General features: G+C 36.2%; 15 protein-coding genes and 6 tRNA genes. 19 read left to right on the forward strand and 2 right to left on the reverse strand.

Annotated features, from left to right (window positions below; genetic code table 11):
- On the reverse strand, positions 1-1558 hold a 1558-nt coding region (locus tag N2201_02565; GenBank protein MCX7785102.1), incomplete at its 3' end, for an SBBP repeat-containing protein.
- A gap of 551 nt (positions 1559-2109) precedes the next feature.
- Here N2201_02565 and fusA point away from each other — a divergent pair.
- From fusA to N2201_02600, 7 genes are all read left to right on the forward strand, one after another.
- Positions 2110-4197 (forward strand): elongation factor G, encoded by a 2088-nt coding sequence (gene fusA, locus N2201_02570; GenBank protein ID MCX7785103.1) that lies wholly within the window; start codon positions 2110-2112, stop codon positions 4195-4197.
- 83 nt (positions 4198-4280) lie between these two features.
- Positions 4281-5408, forward strand: a complete 1128-nt coding sequence (gene ribD / locus N2201_02575; protein MCX7785104.1) for a bifunctional diaminohydroxyphosphoribosylaminopyrimidine deaminase/5-amino-6-(5-phosphoribosylamino)uracil reductase RibD — start codon at positions 4281-4283, stop codon at positions 5406-5408.
- Positions 5409-5430: 22 nt separating this feature from the next.
- A complete protein-coding gene (locus tag N2201_02580) occupies positions 5431-6030 on the forward strand; it encodes a riboflavin synthase (protein MCX7785105.1) in 600 nt (199 codons plus the stop codon).
- A 116-nt stretch (positions 6031-6146) separates the two neighbouring features.
- Positions 6147-6968 (forward strand): radical SAM protein, encoded by an 822-nt coding sequence (locus tag N2201_02585; GenBank protein MCX7785106.1) that lies wholly within the window; start codon positions 6147-6149, stop codon positions 6966-6968.
- 71 nt (positions 6969-7039) lie between these two features.
- Positions 7040-7591 carry a phosphatase PAP2 family protein gene (locus N2201_02590; GenBank protein MCX7785107.1) on the forward strand — a complete coding sequence of 184 codons (552 nt, stop codon included), beginning with the start codon at positions 7040-7042 and terminating at the stop codon, positions 7589-7591.
- Between the two features lie 197 nt (positions 7592-7788).
- Positions 7789-9405, forward strand: a complete 1617-nt coding sequence (locus N2201_02595; protein MCX7785108.1) for a hypothetical protein — start codon at positions 7789-7791, stop codon at positions 9403-9405.
- Between the two features lie 149 nt (positions 9406-9554).
- Positions 9555-9628 (forward strand) — tRNA-Val (locus N2201_02600).
- Between the two features lie 170 nt (positions 9629-9798).
- Here N2201_02600 and N2201_02605 read toward each other — a convergent pair.
- Entirely contained in the window at positions 9799-10488 is a 690-nt protein-coding gene (locus N2201_02605) for a DUF72 domain-containing protein (protein ID MCX7785109.1), read from the reverse strand.
- A 536-nt stretch (positions 10489-11024) separates the two neighbouring features.
- On the opposite strand from N2201_02605, the gene N2201_02610 reads away from it, so the two are divergent.
- From N2201_02610 to rplL, 12 genes are all read left to right on the forward strand, one after another.
- A tRNA-Thr gene (locus tag N2201_02610) sits at positions 11025-11097 on the forward strand.
- Positions 11098-11139: 42 nt separating this feature from the next.
- Positions 11140-11222, forward strand: a tRNA-Tyr gene (locus tag N2201_02615).
- A 29-nt stretch (positions 11223-11251) separates the two neighbouring features.
- A tRNA-Gly gene (locus N2201_02620) sits at positions 11252-11323 on the forward strand.
- A 301-nt stretch (positions 11324-11624) separates the two neighbouring features.
- Positions 11625-11697: transfer RNA gene (locus N2201_02625), tRNA-Thr, on the forward strand.
- Between the two features lie 131 nt (positions 11698-11828).
- A complete protein-coding gene (tuf, locus tag N2201_02630) occupies positions 11829-13037 on the forward strand; it encodes an elongation factor Tu (protein ID MCX7785110.1) in 1209 nt (402 codons plus the stop codon).
- Between the two features lie 64 nt (positions 13038-13101).
- Positions 13102-13248, forward strand: a complete 147-nt coding sequence (gene rpmG, locus N2201_02635) for a 50S ribosomal protein L33 (protein ID MCX7785111.1) — start codon at positions 13102-13104, stop codon at positions 13246-13248.
- Positions 13249-13299: 51 nt separating this feature from the next.
- Positions 13300-13373, forward strand: a tRNA-Trp gene (locus tag N2201_02640).
- A 338-nt stretch (positions 13374-13711) separates the two neighbouring features.
- Positions 13712-14242: a transcription termination/antitermination protein NusG gene (gene nusG, locus N2201_02645; GenBank protein ID MCX7785112.1), complete on the forward strand. Its 531-nt coding sequence runs from the start codon at positions 13712-13714 to the stop codon at positions 14240-14242.
- A gap of 153 nt (positions 14243-14395) precedes the next feature.
- Positions 14396-14830 (forward strand): 50S ribosomal protein L11, encoded by a 435-nt coding sequence (gene rplK, locus N2201_02650; protein MCX7785113.1) that lies wholly within the window; start codon positions 14396-14398, stop codon positions 14828-14830.
- Positions 14827-15540, forward strand: a complete 714-nt coding sequence (gene rplA, locus N2201_02655; protein MCX7785114.1) for a 50S ribosomal protein L1 — start codon at positions 14827-14829, stop codon at positions 15538-15540. Before rplK ends, rplA begins: the two co-directional genes overlap by 4 nt.
- A gap of 94 nt (positions 15541-15634) precedes the next feature.
- Positions 15635-16222 carry a 50S ribosomal protein L10 gene (gene rplJ / locus N2201_02660; protein MCX7785115.1) on the forward strand — a complete coding sequence of 196 codons (588 nt, stop codon included), beginning with the start codon at positions 15635-15637 and terminating at the stop codon, positions 16220-16222.
- Positions 16223-16409: 187 nt separating this feature from the next.
- Positions 16410-16823 (forward strand): 50S ribosomal protein L7/L12, encoded by a 414-nt coding sequence (gene rplL / locus N2201_02665; protein MCX7785116.1) that lies wholly within the window; start codon positions 16410-16412, stop codon positions 16821-16823.
- Positions 16824-16907: the final 84 nt, after the last annotated feature.

Genomic DNA, 16907 nt, shown 5'->3' on the forward strand with positions numbered 1-16907 from the left:
TTATACCATCAAGCGAAACCTTAGTATCTTTTGAACCTTTGAACTCTTGAACTTTTATCAACTTTCCGGTCACATCATAAATTCTTACGCATTCTACAGATGACGGACAACAAACACGAATCACAGATTTTGCCGGATTGGGATAAATTTTTAGCGTTGAGTATTTAGCGTCAACCATAATCTTTGATTCTTCTATCGTTGAAGTCGCTCCATATTTAATTGTTACATAGTCTGGATTTCCTACACTCGTGGCATAACTATAGCCCGTGATGTAGATATTGTGGGAAGTGTCAAGGGCAATTGCGAATGCAACATCGTCACTGTTTCCTATACCGTTATATCTTAGGCACCATTGTTCTTGACCTGCGGAATTGTATTTGATTGTTGTATAATCAGATGAAGTATTGGAGTTGCTTGAACCAGTTACATAGATATTGTCCTGATTATCTACCGCAATCGCATAGGCTTGGTCATTGCTATTACCCAATCCGTTATATCTTTTTGCCCATTGCTCAATGCCATTGGGATTATATTTAATCGTGGCGTAATCATAATTAAGGGGATAACTGTTTGAACTGGCACTTCTGCCCGTGACATAAACATTACCCGCATTATCAATCGCAATTGCATTTGCATAATCGTAAGAATTTCCTACGCCGTTATATCTTTGCACCCAATGCAAAGTTCCAGCGGAATTGTATTTGATTGTTGCATAGTCGCGTTCCGTACCAGAGCCAAAGCCGGAGCCGGTGACATAGATATTGTTATAACTATCGATTGCAATTGCTGTTGCTCCATCAAAATAATTTCCTGACCCATTATAGGTTCTTAACCATTGTAAATTTCCCAAAGAATCGTATTTGATTGTTGCATAATCAAAGTCAGAGTTAGGATAATATGCCTCGCCGGTCACATAAACATTACCAAAATTGTCGACTGCTATCGCATATGCAGCATCATCGCCATTGCCTGTACCGTTATATCTTTGCACCCACTGCTGAACTCCATTTGAATTATATTTTATCGTCACATAGTCATAACTCGTGCCGTATTGCCAACTTGTGCCGGTTACATAGACATTGCCTTGACCATCAACTGCAATTGCGGATGCAACATCAAAGTAATTATCTGGACCATTATATCGCTTAACCCACTGGACTTGGCCGGCTGAATTACATTTAATTGTCGCATAGTCCCAATTAGTGCCCGCACCTTCACTGTGTCCAGTTACATAAACATTACCTGCATTATCGAGGGCAATTGCCCATGCGCGGTCATAACTGCTTGCTGGACCATTGTATCTTTGAGACCATTGAATTTGGCCCATAGAGTTATATTTGATTGTTAGATAATCATAACCGGTATTAGAATAGAAACTATAACCGGTGACATAAACATTACCCGCATTATCAACTATAATCGATTTTGCGACATCCTCACTATTTTCTGGTCCATTGTACCTCCTAACCCAAATATTGTCAACCTGCGAATATAAAAGAATTGGCGGGATACAAAATGCAGAGAGAAGAATTACCGACAACTTTTTATATTTACTCATATTGCCTCCCGAGCAATAGATTCGCTAAAGATTAATATGGAATCAAAGTGCTGTCAGGGGAATATTAAGAGAATTCTGAGGGTGTCAGTTTTGTTACAGAAAGTATTGAAATTGTTGAATACTTCTTGCAATTTTTCTGTGTTCTCTTCAATACGGATGCAGGTTGTGATTGTTTTCAGGTTTCTTTTTCAGAGAAGGTCTCAATTAATTTTGGTTTTGAATGCCTAACTTTGAATTTAAAAATACTATCGATTAAAGTTTTTATTGTCTTGCCTTGTATTTTTATTTTGAGCGTTTGCAATTAGGATTATTTTTGTGCCAATTTCATAAATGTTGACAAGGAGGTCAAATGTCTTATAAATTTGCTAATTGACTTTAAGAAATATTTTGTTATGCTTTATCTAACACGATTTTGCGAAATAAAGAGAAGTCATTTTGGTTGAAAGTGATTATTACGAAACAGAAATTATGCTGTAAGTTTATAATTTATCTTATGTTTTCTGAATATGGAATAGAATTTAATCGTAATTTTTTAATATCTGGAGGCAGTAGTGAAAGAATATAGTGCTGATAAGATAATTAATCTTGGCTTTTTTGGTCACGGTGGTTGTGGTAAGACAACCATTGGTGAAGCAATTCTTTATTTGTTAAAACAGAATACCCGTTTAGGTCGGGTTGATGATGGAACTTCACTGTTGAATTACGATGAAGATGAAATCGCCCGAAAAATTAGTATTAATCTTGCTTTAGGTTATGGTGAATATAAAGACCATTATTTCAATATCGTTGATACCCCGGGATATGCAGACTTTATTGGCGAAGTGCTTTCCGGATTACGAGCCATTGATTGTGCGGTAGTGGTAATTGATGCGACTTCGGGTATTGAAGTCGGAACGGAATTAATCTGGCGATATATTAATAAAGAAGAATTGCCGAGAATAATTTTCATTAACAAATTAAAAAAGGAAAATGCCGACTTTTACAAAATTATTGAAGACTTGATTAAGGAATGGGGCAGTGGTGTCTGTCCTCTGTTTCTTCCTATAGGTAAAGAAGCAAGTTTTGAAGGCGTGGTTAATATTTTAGAAAATAAAGGTTATACTTACCAAGACAATGTGCGCAAAGAAGTGCCTGTACCTGATAGTCTTCAAGACCAAATTAGTACGCTACGCGAGAAGATTATTGAGTCTGCATCAGACTTTTCCGAGACGCTAATGAATAAATATCTCGAAGGCACCGAGATTACATCCGAAGAATTAAAATCTGCGGTTAAAGAAGGCATCAAATCTCAAAAAATCTTTCCGGTTTTATGCGGTGATGCTTATGATAATATCGGAATTGATGTGATGCTTGATTTTGCCGTAGATTTCTTGAGCGGCTTAGCCCTTAACCGAAAGATAAAAGCGATTGACCTTAAAACCAAACAACCGATAGAACGCAATCCTGACCCTAATGGTCCGGCGTTAGCCTTTGTCTTTAAGACGGTTTCCGAGCCCCATATTGGTGATTTGAACTATGTGCGAGTTTTCTCAGGAACAATTGAATCAGGAAGTATTTTAATAAATGCGACTGTGGAACGAGAAGAAAAGATTAATCAAGTTTATTATGTTAAAGGTCGGGAGCGCTCAGAAACTAATAAGTTACGAACCGGCGAAATCGGCGCTCTGGTCAAATTGAAGCAAACAAAAACTTCAGACACTTTAACAAGTCCACAAGAATTAATTAAGTTGTTGCCGATTGAATTTCCTGAACCTTCGATTTCAGTAGCAATTGTGCCCAAGTCAAAAGGCGATGAAGAGAAAGTTTCTAATGGTCTTTTACGACTGCATGAAGAAGACCCAACTTTTACTTATGTCTATGACCACGAACTGAAACAACAGTTAATTTCCGGCTTAGGTGAATTGCATCTGGATGTAATTGTTGGCCGACTAAAACGAAAGTTTGATGTTTCTGTGGACTTGGAAAAACCGAAAATTCCGTATCGAGAAACAATTGTCAAAAAAGCCGAAGCCCAAGGAAAATATAAAAAACAGAGTGGCGGCCGAGGTCAATATGGTGATGTTTGGCTACGGATTGAACCCAAAGAACGGGGCACAGGATTTGAATTCGTTGATGAAATCTACGGTGGCGCGGTGCCGGCAAAATATATTCCTTCAGTGGAAAAAGGGGTTGTGGAAACAATGGCTAACGGTGTCTTGGCCGGTTATCCGGTAATTGATTTGAAAGCGACAATTTATGATGGTTCTTATCACGAAGTTGATTCTTCTGATATTGCTTTTAAGATTGCGGGCTCATTAGCATTTAAGGCCGCATGCGAAAAAGCCGGGATGGTCTTATTAGAGCCAATTTATGATGTTGAAGTGACAGTGCCAGAAAAATTTGTTGGCGACATTATGGGTGATTTGAACGCCCGACGCGGTAAGATAATGGGCGTTGAAGCCGAAGGAAATCTCCAAGTGATAAAGGCAAAAGTTCCGCAAGCCGAAATGTATAAGTACTCCAATACACTGCGGTCAATTACTCAAGGCCGAGGTTATTTCACAATGCGGTTCTCTCATTATGAAGAAGTGCCTAAAGAAATTGCGGGGAAGATTATTGAAACTGCTAAAAAAGCCCAACAGAGTCAAGAGAAAAAATAAAAAATTTTCTTGTCCACTCAGATAATCTCGAATGGACATCTGTCTTTAAGATTAGCCGGGATAAATCACGAGCAAAATAGATTATGAACCCTCAAAGTGCGCAAGATTTATTTTATATGCAAAAAGCAATCGAACTTGCGGAGAAAGGACGCGGTTTTGTCTCACCCAATCCGTTAGTCGGAGCGGTGATTGTTAAAAATAATAAAATTATTGGTCAAGGCTATCATAAGAAATTTGGCGATGCCCACGCCGAAATTAATGCGATAAAAAATGCTTGGGAATCAGTCAAAGGCGCAACACTTTATGTAACCTTAGAACCGTGTAATTATTGGGAAAAGAAGACTCCGCCTTGCGTGCCCGCAATAATTGAAGCCGGTATAAAAGAAGTGGTGATTGGAACCTATGATTGTAATCCTCAGGTGTGCCGAAAAGGAATACTTGAATTACAAAAAGCCGGAATCAAGATTAAAGTTGGTATCTTAAAAGATAAAATTGAAAAACAGAATGAATCGTATTTTAAGTTTACTAAAACGGGCTTGCCGTTTGTTATCTTAAAACTTGGCGTAACGCTAGATGCCCGCATTGCCACAGATGCCGGAGAATCTAAGTGGATAACATCTGCGATAAGTCGAAGATTTGACCAAAAATTGAGAAAAGATGCGGACGCAATTTTAGTGGGAATTGGCACAATATTAAAAGATAATCCCAAATTAACTTGTCGGATTGAACCGAAAAAAAGACTAACCCGAGTAGTTTTAGACCCAGATTTAAAGACCCCACCAGATGCTAAGGTATTAAATGGACCCAATCCGACGATTATATTTACGATTAAAAATCAAAAATCAAATATCAAATATCAAAAATACCAGTCAAAAATAAAAAATTTAGAGATAATCCCAATTAGAATAAGTGCTGGTTTATTATCCTGGGATGACATTCTACAAGAATTAGCCCAGCGCAATATTGCCTCCGTTCTCATTGAAGGCGGAGCAAAAGTCGCAAGTTCAGCATTACAAAAGGGTATTGTCGATAAAATTTACCTAATATATGCACCGAAAATATTGGGTAAGGGAATTACATTTTCGGATTACTTAAGATTAAGTGGTTTAAAATCAGTAATTCGGCTGGAAAAATATCAAATTATCCAATTAGGAAAAGATTTTATGGTCGAAGGCTACTTAAATGGCAAACTAAAATCTCAGCAGAACTAAAAAACTATTAACCCGAGATTAAATGTTTACAGGCATTATTGAATATTTAGGCAAAGTAATAAGTGTTCGAACACAAACCAATAATCGAATTTTTACAATCTCAGCACCATTTAGTTCCGAATTAAAAGCATCTGATAGCATTGCGGTTAATGGATGTTGCCTGACGGTTATCGATACCCAAAAAGATATGTTTCAAGTAGAAGCAGTTGCCGAGACTTTGAAAATGACTAATCTATCTTTAATTAAAATTGGTGATTATGTTAATTTAGAGCGAGCCAGAAGATTGTCGGACCGATTAGAAGGACACATTGTCCAAGGGCATATTGATGAAAAGGCACGAATTACTAATATTCGTAAAATGCCAGGATTGGTGACAATCGAAATTCAAACCTCAAAATCTGGAAGTAAAAATATTGTTGAAAAAGGTTCAGTGGCGGTCGACGGGATTAGCCTGACCGTTGCTAACATTAAAGGTCAAAAAGTGGGGATTAATATCATTCCGTATACTTATGACCACACAAACTTAAAATATAAAAGAATCAGTGATTGGGTTAATATTGAATTTGACATTATCGGTAAATATGTTAAACAACATCTTCAGTCTCTAAGGACCAAAGTCTAATGACTAACGACTATTTAAAGCCTAAATTATAATTTTGTGCAAAATCCTGTATCTTCAGTCTCTAAGGACTAAAGACTAATGACTGACGACTATTTAAGGCCTAAATTATAATTATTGTGCAAAATCCTGTCATCAGAGAAGTTAAAGCCAAAAACATTCTTAATAATTCTAAAATTCCTAAAATGTCCTATTGTATCAACCCTTATATCGGATGTGCGCATAGTTGTCTCTATTGCTATGCAACCTTTATGAAAGAATATTCCGGACATAAAGAGGAGTGGGGCGAATTTATTGATGTTAAAATTAATTTAGGTGAAGTTTTATTAAAAGAAGTAAAAAAGAAAAAAATTGGCCGAGTATGTATTGGAAGTGTATCTGACCCTTATCAACCGATTGAAAACGAAAAACGCTTGACGCGAACGGCGATTGAAATTCTCAAGCAAAATAATTTTCCCTTTGAGATTTTAACGAAATCAGCGCTGATTTGCCGGGATATTGATTTACTTAAAGATTATAATAATTGTTCAGTGGAAATAACGATTACAACTATTGATGATAATATTAGAAAAATCTTTGAACCTAATGCCGATTCCGTAGAAAATCGTCTCAATTGTGCCAGGAAATTAGTCGACGCAGGTATTGAAACGAATATATTCTTTGGTCCGGTGTTACCTTATTTTTCTGACACTGAATCGGCACTGGATAAGATATTTGATACTTTTTGCGATACAGGGGTTGAGCAGATACTGGTTGATAAGTTAAATTATCCCAAACAAAAAATCCCTGTAATTCTATCAAAGATTAAAAATTTTTATCCTGAGGCAGTAATTTTCTATCAAAATTTAATTCTTAATCAAAAAAACTATGAAACTGAGTTAAGACAACGCATCTTGGATATTGCGAAAAATAAGAAACTTAATGTTGAGGTAATATTTTGAATCCGAAAATTTCTTTATTTGATAGAAACGGTAGATTTCGACAAAATTCTAAGATCTTGATACCTTTAGTATTGTTTGTTTGCTTAATAACCCTTTGGGCGGACAACATTGACCAATCATTATATAATACGATACATAACAACTGGCGCTCTCCAACAATGGATAGGGTGATGGAATTTACTGAATATGCATCAAGCCCAATGGCACTGGCAACAAGTAATTTGGCGGTCTTTTATTTTGGTGGCGAAAAAGAACAAAAAGTTGCCAAGTTAGCAGTAACATCTTGGGTCAGTGCCTCGATTACCGGTGTTATCTTAAAGGGAATTTTTAATCGGCAAAGACCAGAAAATCAATCGACTTCACGATGGAACTCGTCGTTTCCTTCAGGTCATACTCTTAGTTATTTCTCATTGGCAACAGTCTATAGTGCTAAATATCATAAATTAGCCATTCCATTATATAGTTTTGGAGTAATCATAGGGCTTTCCCGAATCTATTTAGGAGAACATTATCCGTCGGATGTTTTAGCAGGTGCAATGTTAGGTGTTGGTTTTGGCTATTTGACTTTGAAATTAGAGAAAGAACTCAAAAAACTTCCGTTTTTTGGTGTATCTCAACATTAGCATTAATGAATTTTGAAAAATCATCGGAATCCCAAGAGCCCTAATTAGTCATTTGCTGATATTTGTGGATTCGTGATTAAAATGACTTTTTCAAAAGCGCTTGCATTTTATCCTTGACAAATATATTATTTTTATTATAGTATCCACAAACCCATTTATTGGATGATGGGTTAAATTAGTGCAGGACAGGAGGCACTATGTGTAAATATAAAGTAATACTTGGTATATTACTAACAGCAACAATTGCGTTAGCAATTGTACCGGTGTCAATGCGTATGCGCGGATTAGGACCTGACTTGGTCGGTATTGTCGATGACGAGTATTCTGACCTCTTTTTCAATCCGGCGTATATCAACCGTATCGATGGAACTAATATCTATACGAATCTTTCCGGGCTAAATTCGGAACCGGCATATATTTTTGACCCAACTTATACTCCTTCAATGTACTATAATTTGATAGGTGGAATTGCCACAATTCGAAATATTAAATGTGGTGCACTATTAGAAACCGGCGGATGGAATTTAAAATCAACTAATGAATTAGATAGTATTGAAAAAGTAGGCGTTGTTAAAATTATTGATAGCACAAAAACCGAAGTGGTTGATAATTATATTAATAATACACTGAATCTGATTTTCGGCAAGAAAATCTGTAATTACGACCTGGGTCTTATGATTGCTCCCCAAAAAATCAATGACGAGTTCATTAATCGAACTACTACTATTCATTATCAATTCAGTCATGATACAATGCTAAGTTATAATTATAACAAAAATGAGACGAAATCAAAAGCGAATGTATTTGCATTACCACTCTTAGCTGGTGTCGTAATGGGTGAACCAGAAAACGAAATGGCTTTCTGCTTTTCGTTCGGCTACGATAAAACGAAAGGTGTTGTTCCTAATAATTTTATGAATGCAAGTTTGCATAGTCTTGTGAGTCAAAGTTTGACCAGTCTACTGAAAAATTTCCATGAAGTAATTGAAAAACAGGAAAGTAGCGGGGTCTTCTTAGCCTTAAACGGTCGGAACAAACGAAGAAGCGACGAACATTCAGTATCATTCTTAGGTGAAATATCCTATTCACATCAACCAGTAAAAGGAACGATGACAGATACCACTTATACATTAAACACACAGACCAGTGGACAGAAAATAGAGAGTTCGGAACTTGCTACTCAGAAATTTGACGGTGCTCTAAATTATTTTAAAATTGCGCTTGGCATTGGTGGTGAGAAGAAATTTGAAGCATTTGATAGGCAAAATATTTTTGCGATTGGTTTATTGCCCTCATATTTCACATCAAACCTGAAAATAAAACTTGAACCCGAGTTTAAGGCCAAACACTATTATCAAAATGTTCCTGATACTACTGAATATATTGAAAAAAGAAATAATGGTGAGTATTACGATATTAAGAATTGCACGGGTGGACTTTCATTAAAAATTCCTGCAGGTTTAGAAACGTTCTTAACTAATAGATTAGTATTGAGATTAGGCGTCACTCAAGAAATTACCCTTACTCTGAAAGACTGCAGCGAAATGGTCTTAGCCGATAGTGGCGAAACTTATGAACGCGATGTTCTTCATTGTCAAAACCCCTCATTCCGCGACACAATAATAACTGAACCACAAGATGAATTAGATTCTAAGAGGTCAAAGGCTGAAACAAAGATTTCAATGAGCAATGCGACTACTTATCATTATGGCTTAGGATTTAAAATAAATGACAATATCGAATTGAACTTCTTAAACTTCGCACAACTTACGGATTTAAGAAGATGGCAGTTAGGCGTAAATATTAAGTTCTAAACAAACTTCCTAATATCTTTGCCCCGCACTAATATGTTAGTGCGGGGTTATTTTTTAATATCACGGATTAATATAAGCAGTATTGACATTATCTTAAGATTCGGTATCCTTATTTTATAAGCAATAAGCCAACGGCTATTTGCTAATGTGGGCGATTAGCTCAGTTGGTTAGAGCGCTTGCCTCACATGCAAGAGGTCACCTGTTCAAATCAGGTATCGCCCACTTTTAATATATCTTTCTGCTTAAATAATTCCCATAAATATTACTGTATGGTTTACTATTAGACTTATCAACAGATATTACTTTAGTATTCCAAAAGTATTATCAATAACATTGTATTCCAGATGATTTCACTCAATTGTTTTCAAAAAGTAAATTTTAAGATTTTGTTATTAGTCATTCATTATATGCCACATTAGTTTGGCATTGGCTAACATATCCTGGTCATTATTGAAATAGATGTAAACTGCTTTCGGTTTTAATATCTTGATGCGTTGACCTATTTCTTCAAGTTCCTTTTGGGAATAATTGTATTGATACCAGTCGGTCCGTCCGTGCATTCTCAAATAAACTTTATCTGATGTTTGATAAATTGCGTTAGGGAATTTGGGCGCATCAATTGAGACCCAGGTAATATTTAGTTTCATTGCCCAATTAATTTCTTTATCAGTAAACCAGTTTAGATTTCTTACTTCTAAAGCAAATTTATCTTTGAGATTGCTAAACTTTATAAACTCGGCTAATATATGTTTATCGTCAGGTGTGAACGATGGTGGGAGTTGAAATAGATAGAAATCAATCAACTCCTGCATGGGCGAAAAAAGACTATAAAATGCTTGCCAAACTGGATAACTGTCTTTTTTAAATTTAAAAAGATGAGAGATTCGACGATTAACTTTGATTGACCATCTTAAGTTTTTTCCTTTTTTTGTCCAAGAGTTTATTTGGTTGGGAAAGGGGAAACGATAGAAGGAGGCGTTTAATTCGATTGAATTTAATTTTGAGTTGGCAACATACCAATCCAAACTTCGATCTAAATTCCAGGGGTAAAACCAACCTGAAGTGCCAATATAAATTTTCATAGATTGTCTAAAACTATTTTGCCATTAAGTCTACTTTTGTCAAGATACTTTAATAGAGCACTCTGAAAAAATATCAAGGAAACCACAGAAAAATACCCAGCAAGTTCGCTATATTCAATAGTAAAACTTGACTTTTTCCGTGTTCTCTTGGTAGAGAAGGATATTTTATATTTTTCTGTCACTACCCAAAATCAATCTTAAATTTATTAATTAATAAAAATCTGTATTGGATGATAATACTGACCAATGTGAGATTGCATTTAATAACTAAAAACCGTTTTGTAAGACCTTACTGAAATTTCTTTCTATTTTCTGTGTGTTCTATAGTTCATTTCCCGAGGTCTCGTAAGTTAGTGTATGATATTCTATGTAAATGTAGGATTGATATGTTAAAAATAAAAAGGAGTATATTCCTATGAGAGATAATTTTAATAATAAGAAAAAGAGAACGCCTTTATGAAGTTAAATATCAGTAATAAGGTTCTTGACGGAATGCCATTTTTTCGATAGTATATATCTTAAAGTGAATATCATTTGCCGACATAGCTCAGTTGGTAGAGCAGTGGTTTTGTAAACCTCAGGTCGGGGGTTCGAATCCCTCTGTCGGCTTAAAATGATAATTGGAAGTTGTTGTGTTGGCAATTTATAATTGGGCAGGTACCCAAGTGGACAACGGGGGCAGACTGTAAATCTGCTGGCGATTGCCTTCGGAGGTTCGAATCCTTCCCTGCCCATTTTAAGTAGTTTAAGCGAACTGAATTGTGCGGAGATAGCTCAATGGTAGAGCTTCTGCCTTCCAAGCAGAAGGCTGCGGGTTCGAGTCCCGTTCTCCGCTCTAAAATTTTTATATTGCATTTTAAAGTAGATTTAGTAGAATTTTCTAATCCAAGTTTAATGAATAAAATTATTTGATAATGAGTATAAAATAAATAATCAATGAAAAAATTATTTTCGACAATTTTCGTACTTGCATTATTGTAATATTTTATATATAATACTTAATACTTAAAATATATACAAACTATACATAAATTAATAAATAAAAAACTACGGGTTCAATTAACAAATAACCTGTATTAAAAATTTTAAGGTTGACAAATTGGTTTAAAATTATTATAATTAAAAATTATACCCTTGCCCATGTAGCTCAGTCGGTAGAGCACATCCTTGGTAAGGATGTGGTCGCCGGTTCAATTCCGGCCGTGGGCTGGTTAAAACTTTAATGGAAAACAAATTAAGTTAATAATTGAAGACGAAAATAAATTGAAGATGAAAATAGATAATAATTTTGGTTGTTTTCGACGAAGAATGAGTCGAGAACCCCAATTCGGGAGGAACTAATGGCAAAAGCAAAGTTTGAAAGAAAAAAGCCTCATGTTAATGTTGGTACAATTGGACATGTTGACCATGGTAAAACGGTTTTGACATCTGCGATTACTAAAGTGCTATCCCAAAAGGGATTAGCTGAATATAAAAGTTATGATGAAGTCGCAAAAGCGAGTATTTCTCAAGGACGTCGGGATGAGACGAAGATTTTGACAATTGCTGTATCCCATGTTGAATATGAAAGCGAAAAACGACATTATGCTCATATTGATTGCCCTGGGCATGCTGATTATATTAAAAATATGATTACCGGGGCGGCTCAAATGGACGGAGCAATTCTGGTTGTCTCCGCAGCAGACGGTCCGATGCCTCAAACTAAAGAACATGTGCTATTAGCCCGACAGGTAAATGTTCCGGCAATTGTGGTATATATCAATAAAGTTGACTTGGTTTCCGACCCAGAATTAATTGATCTGGTAGAATTAGAAATTCGGGAAATTTTAAATAAATACGAATTTCCCGGCGATAAAACACCGGTTATTCGTGGTAGTGCCTTGAAGGCTCTTAAATGTGCATGTGGAACTTGTCCAGATTGTAATTCAATTCTCGAATTGGTTAAAGCGCTTGATGAATTTATTCCTGAGCCGGTGCGCGAAGTTGATAAACCATTCTTAATGCCAATCGAAGATATTTTCTCTATTACAGGTAGAGGCACAGTGGTTACCGGTAAAGTTGAACGCGGAAGAATTAAGCCAGGTACTGAAGTTGAAATTATTGGTTTTGACAAATATCATAAGACCGTGGCCACATCAGTAGAAATGTTCCGTAAGATTTTAGATGAAGGTATTGCAGGTGATAATATCGGAATTCTCCTACGAGGTATCGAAAAGGACGAAGTAATGCGGGGAATGGTAGTTGCAGCACCGGGTTCAATTAAACCGCATAAAAAGTTTACAGGACAAGTTTATGTTTTAACGAAAGAAGAAGGTGGACGACATTCACCCTTCTTTGCCGGTTATCGACCACAATTTTATATCCGAACCACAGATGTCACTGGAACCGTCAAATTACCTGAAGGTGTTGAAATGGTAATGCCGGGTGATAATGTTAATCTCGAAGTCGAGTTAATTACCAGCATTGCCCTGGAAGCCGGTTCACGATTTGCAATTAGGGAAGGCGGCAGAACAGTTGGTGCTGGTGTTGTGACCAAGGTTATCGAATAATAGTAATTGCTATTCTTAAATTTTTCTGATATCCTTTCCGTGCAAATAAGAAAGTGTTAAAACAATGCGACTTTTAATTACTCTTTCGTGTAAAGAATGTAAGAATAGAAATTATACGACAACCAAGAATAAAAAGAGTCAAGAGCGACTGGAACTTAATAAGTATTGCCCATATTGCCGAAAACATACAGTGCACCGGGAAGTCAAATAGAAGATAGTTGATTTTACATCAAATGTTGGATTTATGTTTATAAACGTAATTAGGCCTGTAGCTCCAACGGCTAGAGCACCTGACTCCAAATCAGGGGGATGGGGGTTCAAATCCCTCCAGGCCTGTAAATTTGCCAATAATCGCTCATAATAATGAATTTATTAAAAAAAATTAAAGACTATTTGCTTAACGTTATAAGCGAATTGAAAAAAGTCACATGGGCAAAGCCAAGAGAATTATTTTCGACAACAGTAGTTGTTATTGTTCTCTCTTTGATTATGGCTCTTTTTGTAATGATTTTTGACTTGTTGTTTTCTCGATTACTCCACCTTATTTTAAGATGAATTTTGAATGTATATCAATATCTACAGTGTATTCATCGGAAAAGAGACAAAAAGGATGTCTATCATTAAAGATCGGATTTATGGTTTGAATTAGGTTTGAATAAATAGACTTAAGTGCGATGAAGTTTTTCGTTGTTCATACTGTTACCGGTCAAGAGAAAAAAGTGAAAGCAATGATTGAAAAAGCGATTGAGACCCAAAATCTAAAAGACCAATTTGGTAAAATCATTGTGCCGGTTGAACATATTACCCGATTTAAGAAAGGTAAATCGATGCCTGAAGAAGAAGAACGGAAGTTATATCCTGGCTATATTATTGTTGAAATGGAACCATCTGAAGAGACTTTCAAGTTGGTAAATTCGATTCCGGGTGTAACCCATCTTTTAGGGACAAAGACAAAACCTACACCTTTAGACGAAAAAGAAGTTGATGAAATTCTACAGCAACTTGAAAGCGGTGTTAAGAAGATTCGACAAGAAATTCCATTTAGCAAAGGCGAAATGGTTAAGGTTATCAATGGTCCTTTTACCGGATTTTCCGGAAGTGTCGAAGAAATTTTCCCTGACCGGCGCCGGATTAAAGTCATTGTTACGATTTTTGGAAGACCAACGCCAATTGATTTAGATTTTTTTGAAGTGCAAGCAATATGATGTGTCTGATAGAACAGAGAATTAAGCATAAAAAACTAAATATTTCTTTGATATTTGATTTAAATCGATGGTTGTTATTAGGCAACATAAAGATAAGGAAAGATTATTGTGAGAACATGGAAATTAAAGATTTTAATTGTTTAGGAGTATAAAATGGCGAAAAAAGTTGTCGCTGTAGTTAGACTTCAGGTCCCGGCGGGTCAAGCTACTCCGGCACCTCCGGTCGGCCCTGCTTTAGGACAGCATGGCGTAAATATTATGGAATTCTGCAAAGCTTTTAATGCGGCAACCAAAAATCAACCACCAGGTATTATTACCCCGGTGCTTTTGACAGTTTATTCGGACCGAAGTTTTACTTTTGTGGTCAAAACACCACCGGCGTCTGTCTTATTAAAACAGGCCGCAGGTCTAGCCAAAGGGTCAGGTGAACCTAATCGGACAAAAGTAGGAACTGTCACCCGAAGCGCAATTCGAGAAATTGCACTAAAAAAAATGCCAGATTTGAATGCAAAGGATATTGAATCAGCAATGAAAATAATTGAAGGCACGGCAAGACAAATGGGGTTAACCGTAGTGGAGGATAAATGAAACGGCGTAGTAAACGATATCAGAATCTTCTTAATAAAATTGAAAAGAAACCGGTTTATTCTCTGTCTGAAGCAATTCAAAAAGTGAAGGAATCGGCAAGTACCAAATTTGACGAAACTATTGACTTAGCAATTAATCTTGGAATCGACCCCAAACGCCAGGACCAGATGGTGCGCGGTAGTGTTGTTTTACCTTTTGGTACCGGCAAAACTGTTAAAGTTTTAGTGTTGACTCGAGGTGAAAAAGAGAAAGAAGCCAAAGATGCTGGAGCGGATTATGTCGGTTTAGATGAATATATTAATAAAATTAAAGAAGGTTGGTTAGATTTTGATGTTGTCGTGGCAACGCCGGATGTTATGTCCGAAGTTGGTAAATTAGGTAAGATTTTAGGCACAAAAGGACTAATGCCTTCACCTAAAACTGGAACAGTAACTTTTGATGTTGCCAGCGCAATAAAGAGTCTTAAAGCCGGACGTATCCAATTCAAGACCGACAAAACTGGTAATGTCCATACGATAGTGGGTAAAGCATCTTTTGAACCAGAAAAATTAGAAAAAAATATTCTCGCGGTTATATCAGAATTACAGAAGGTTAAACCAGCATCTGCAAAAGGACAATACTTGCGCACAATAACTATTTCTGCTACAATGGGGCCTGCTTTTAAGATCGATACTAAAGAAGTCGTCGAATTAGCCCGGAAGGAAGTTTAATTATGTTGCTCTATAATGTTACTTTTGACTATCAAATCATTCATAGAAATATGGAAAAGAAATTATTGAAATAGTACTGGAAGGAAATTCCATTATGCCGTCACAGGAAAAAATATTAAAAGTAGAAGGTCTAAAAAAGTTAGTTTATGAAGCAAAAGGTATTTATTTTGCGGATTGTAGTAGACTAAAGGCTTCTGATATTACTCAACTTCGCAAGAAGTTACATTCTATGCAAATGAATCTGAAGGTCGTTAAAAATCGATTGGCGCTTCGAGCACTTAATGAATTAGGCATTGAAGGTATTGATGAATTTTTTACTGGACCAACGGCGCTAATCTTTTCTTATGAAGATGCTTTGGTTCCGGCAAAAGTATTAAAGGAATTTATAAAGAAAAATAGTGATTTGAAAGTAAAAGGTGCTTATGTTGAAAACGGTATCTATTCCAAAGAGAAATTCGACTTTCTGGCAAGTTTGCCAACGAAATCAGAATTACGGGCTCAAGTCATCTTGGTATTGACGCAACCAGTACAGGAATTAGTGTTTATTTTAGAAAGCCTATTAAGGCAACTGATTGGTAGTTTAGAAGCATTGTCGCAGAAACGAACCATTGATTCGTCCGAATCACATATGGCGACTAACTCGGAAAGTGCCGATCCAACAACTACAGAACAACAAAGTTAATAATGCTAAATTTACTATCAAATGAATTTTTAGTAAATATTGGAAAAATCAAATTTTTATCATGCCTGGTATCCAGCGATATAGTCAGTTACTTATGGCTAAAAACTTTGCCTCAAGGCACTGACGGCTATATGGTCAGGTGTGATATTTCAAAATGAAGATCACTGATAATAATGTGGAGGAAAATATGACAACAGTAAAAAAGGCAACAGAAAAGACATCAGTTGAAACAATTATTGAGTCAATTGAATCTTTAACCGTTATGGAATTGGCTAATTTGGTGGCAGCACTTAAGGAAAAATTTGGCATAACCAATATTGCCTATGCACCAAGTGCACCACAAGCAACAGCTCCGACCGCAACCGCGGAAGCACCTGTCGAAGAGGCCAAAACCGATTTTACCGTAACTTTAGTTTCAGTAGGCGATAAGAAAATTCAGGTTCTAAAAGAACTCCGAGCATTGACTAACCTGGGATTAAAGGAAGCCAAAGATGTAATTGATAATACGCCATCTGTAATTAAAGAAGGTGTGACAAAAGAAGAAGCCGAAAAAATTAAATCAAAACTGGAAACAGTCGGAGCAAAAGTTGAAATAAAGTGAATAATCTTTTTGGGTATTTGTTATTCACTAGATGCTTTTTGCTTCATGAGAGGTAATTATTCTTTTTTCTCAATATGAAACAGT

Source organism: candidate division WOR-3 bacterium, from assembly GCA_026418155.1.
In the GTDB taxonomy this organism is placed as follows: domain Bacteria; phylum Hydrothermota; class Tepidihabitantia; order Tepidihabitantales; family CAIPLT01; genus JAOABV01.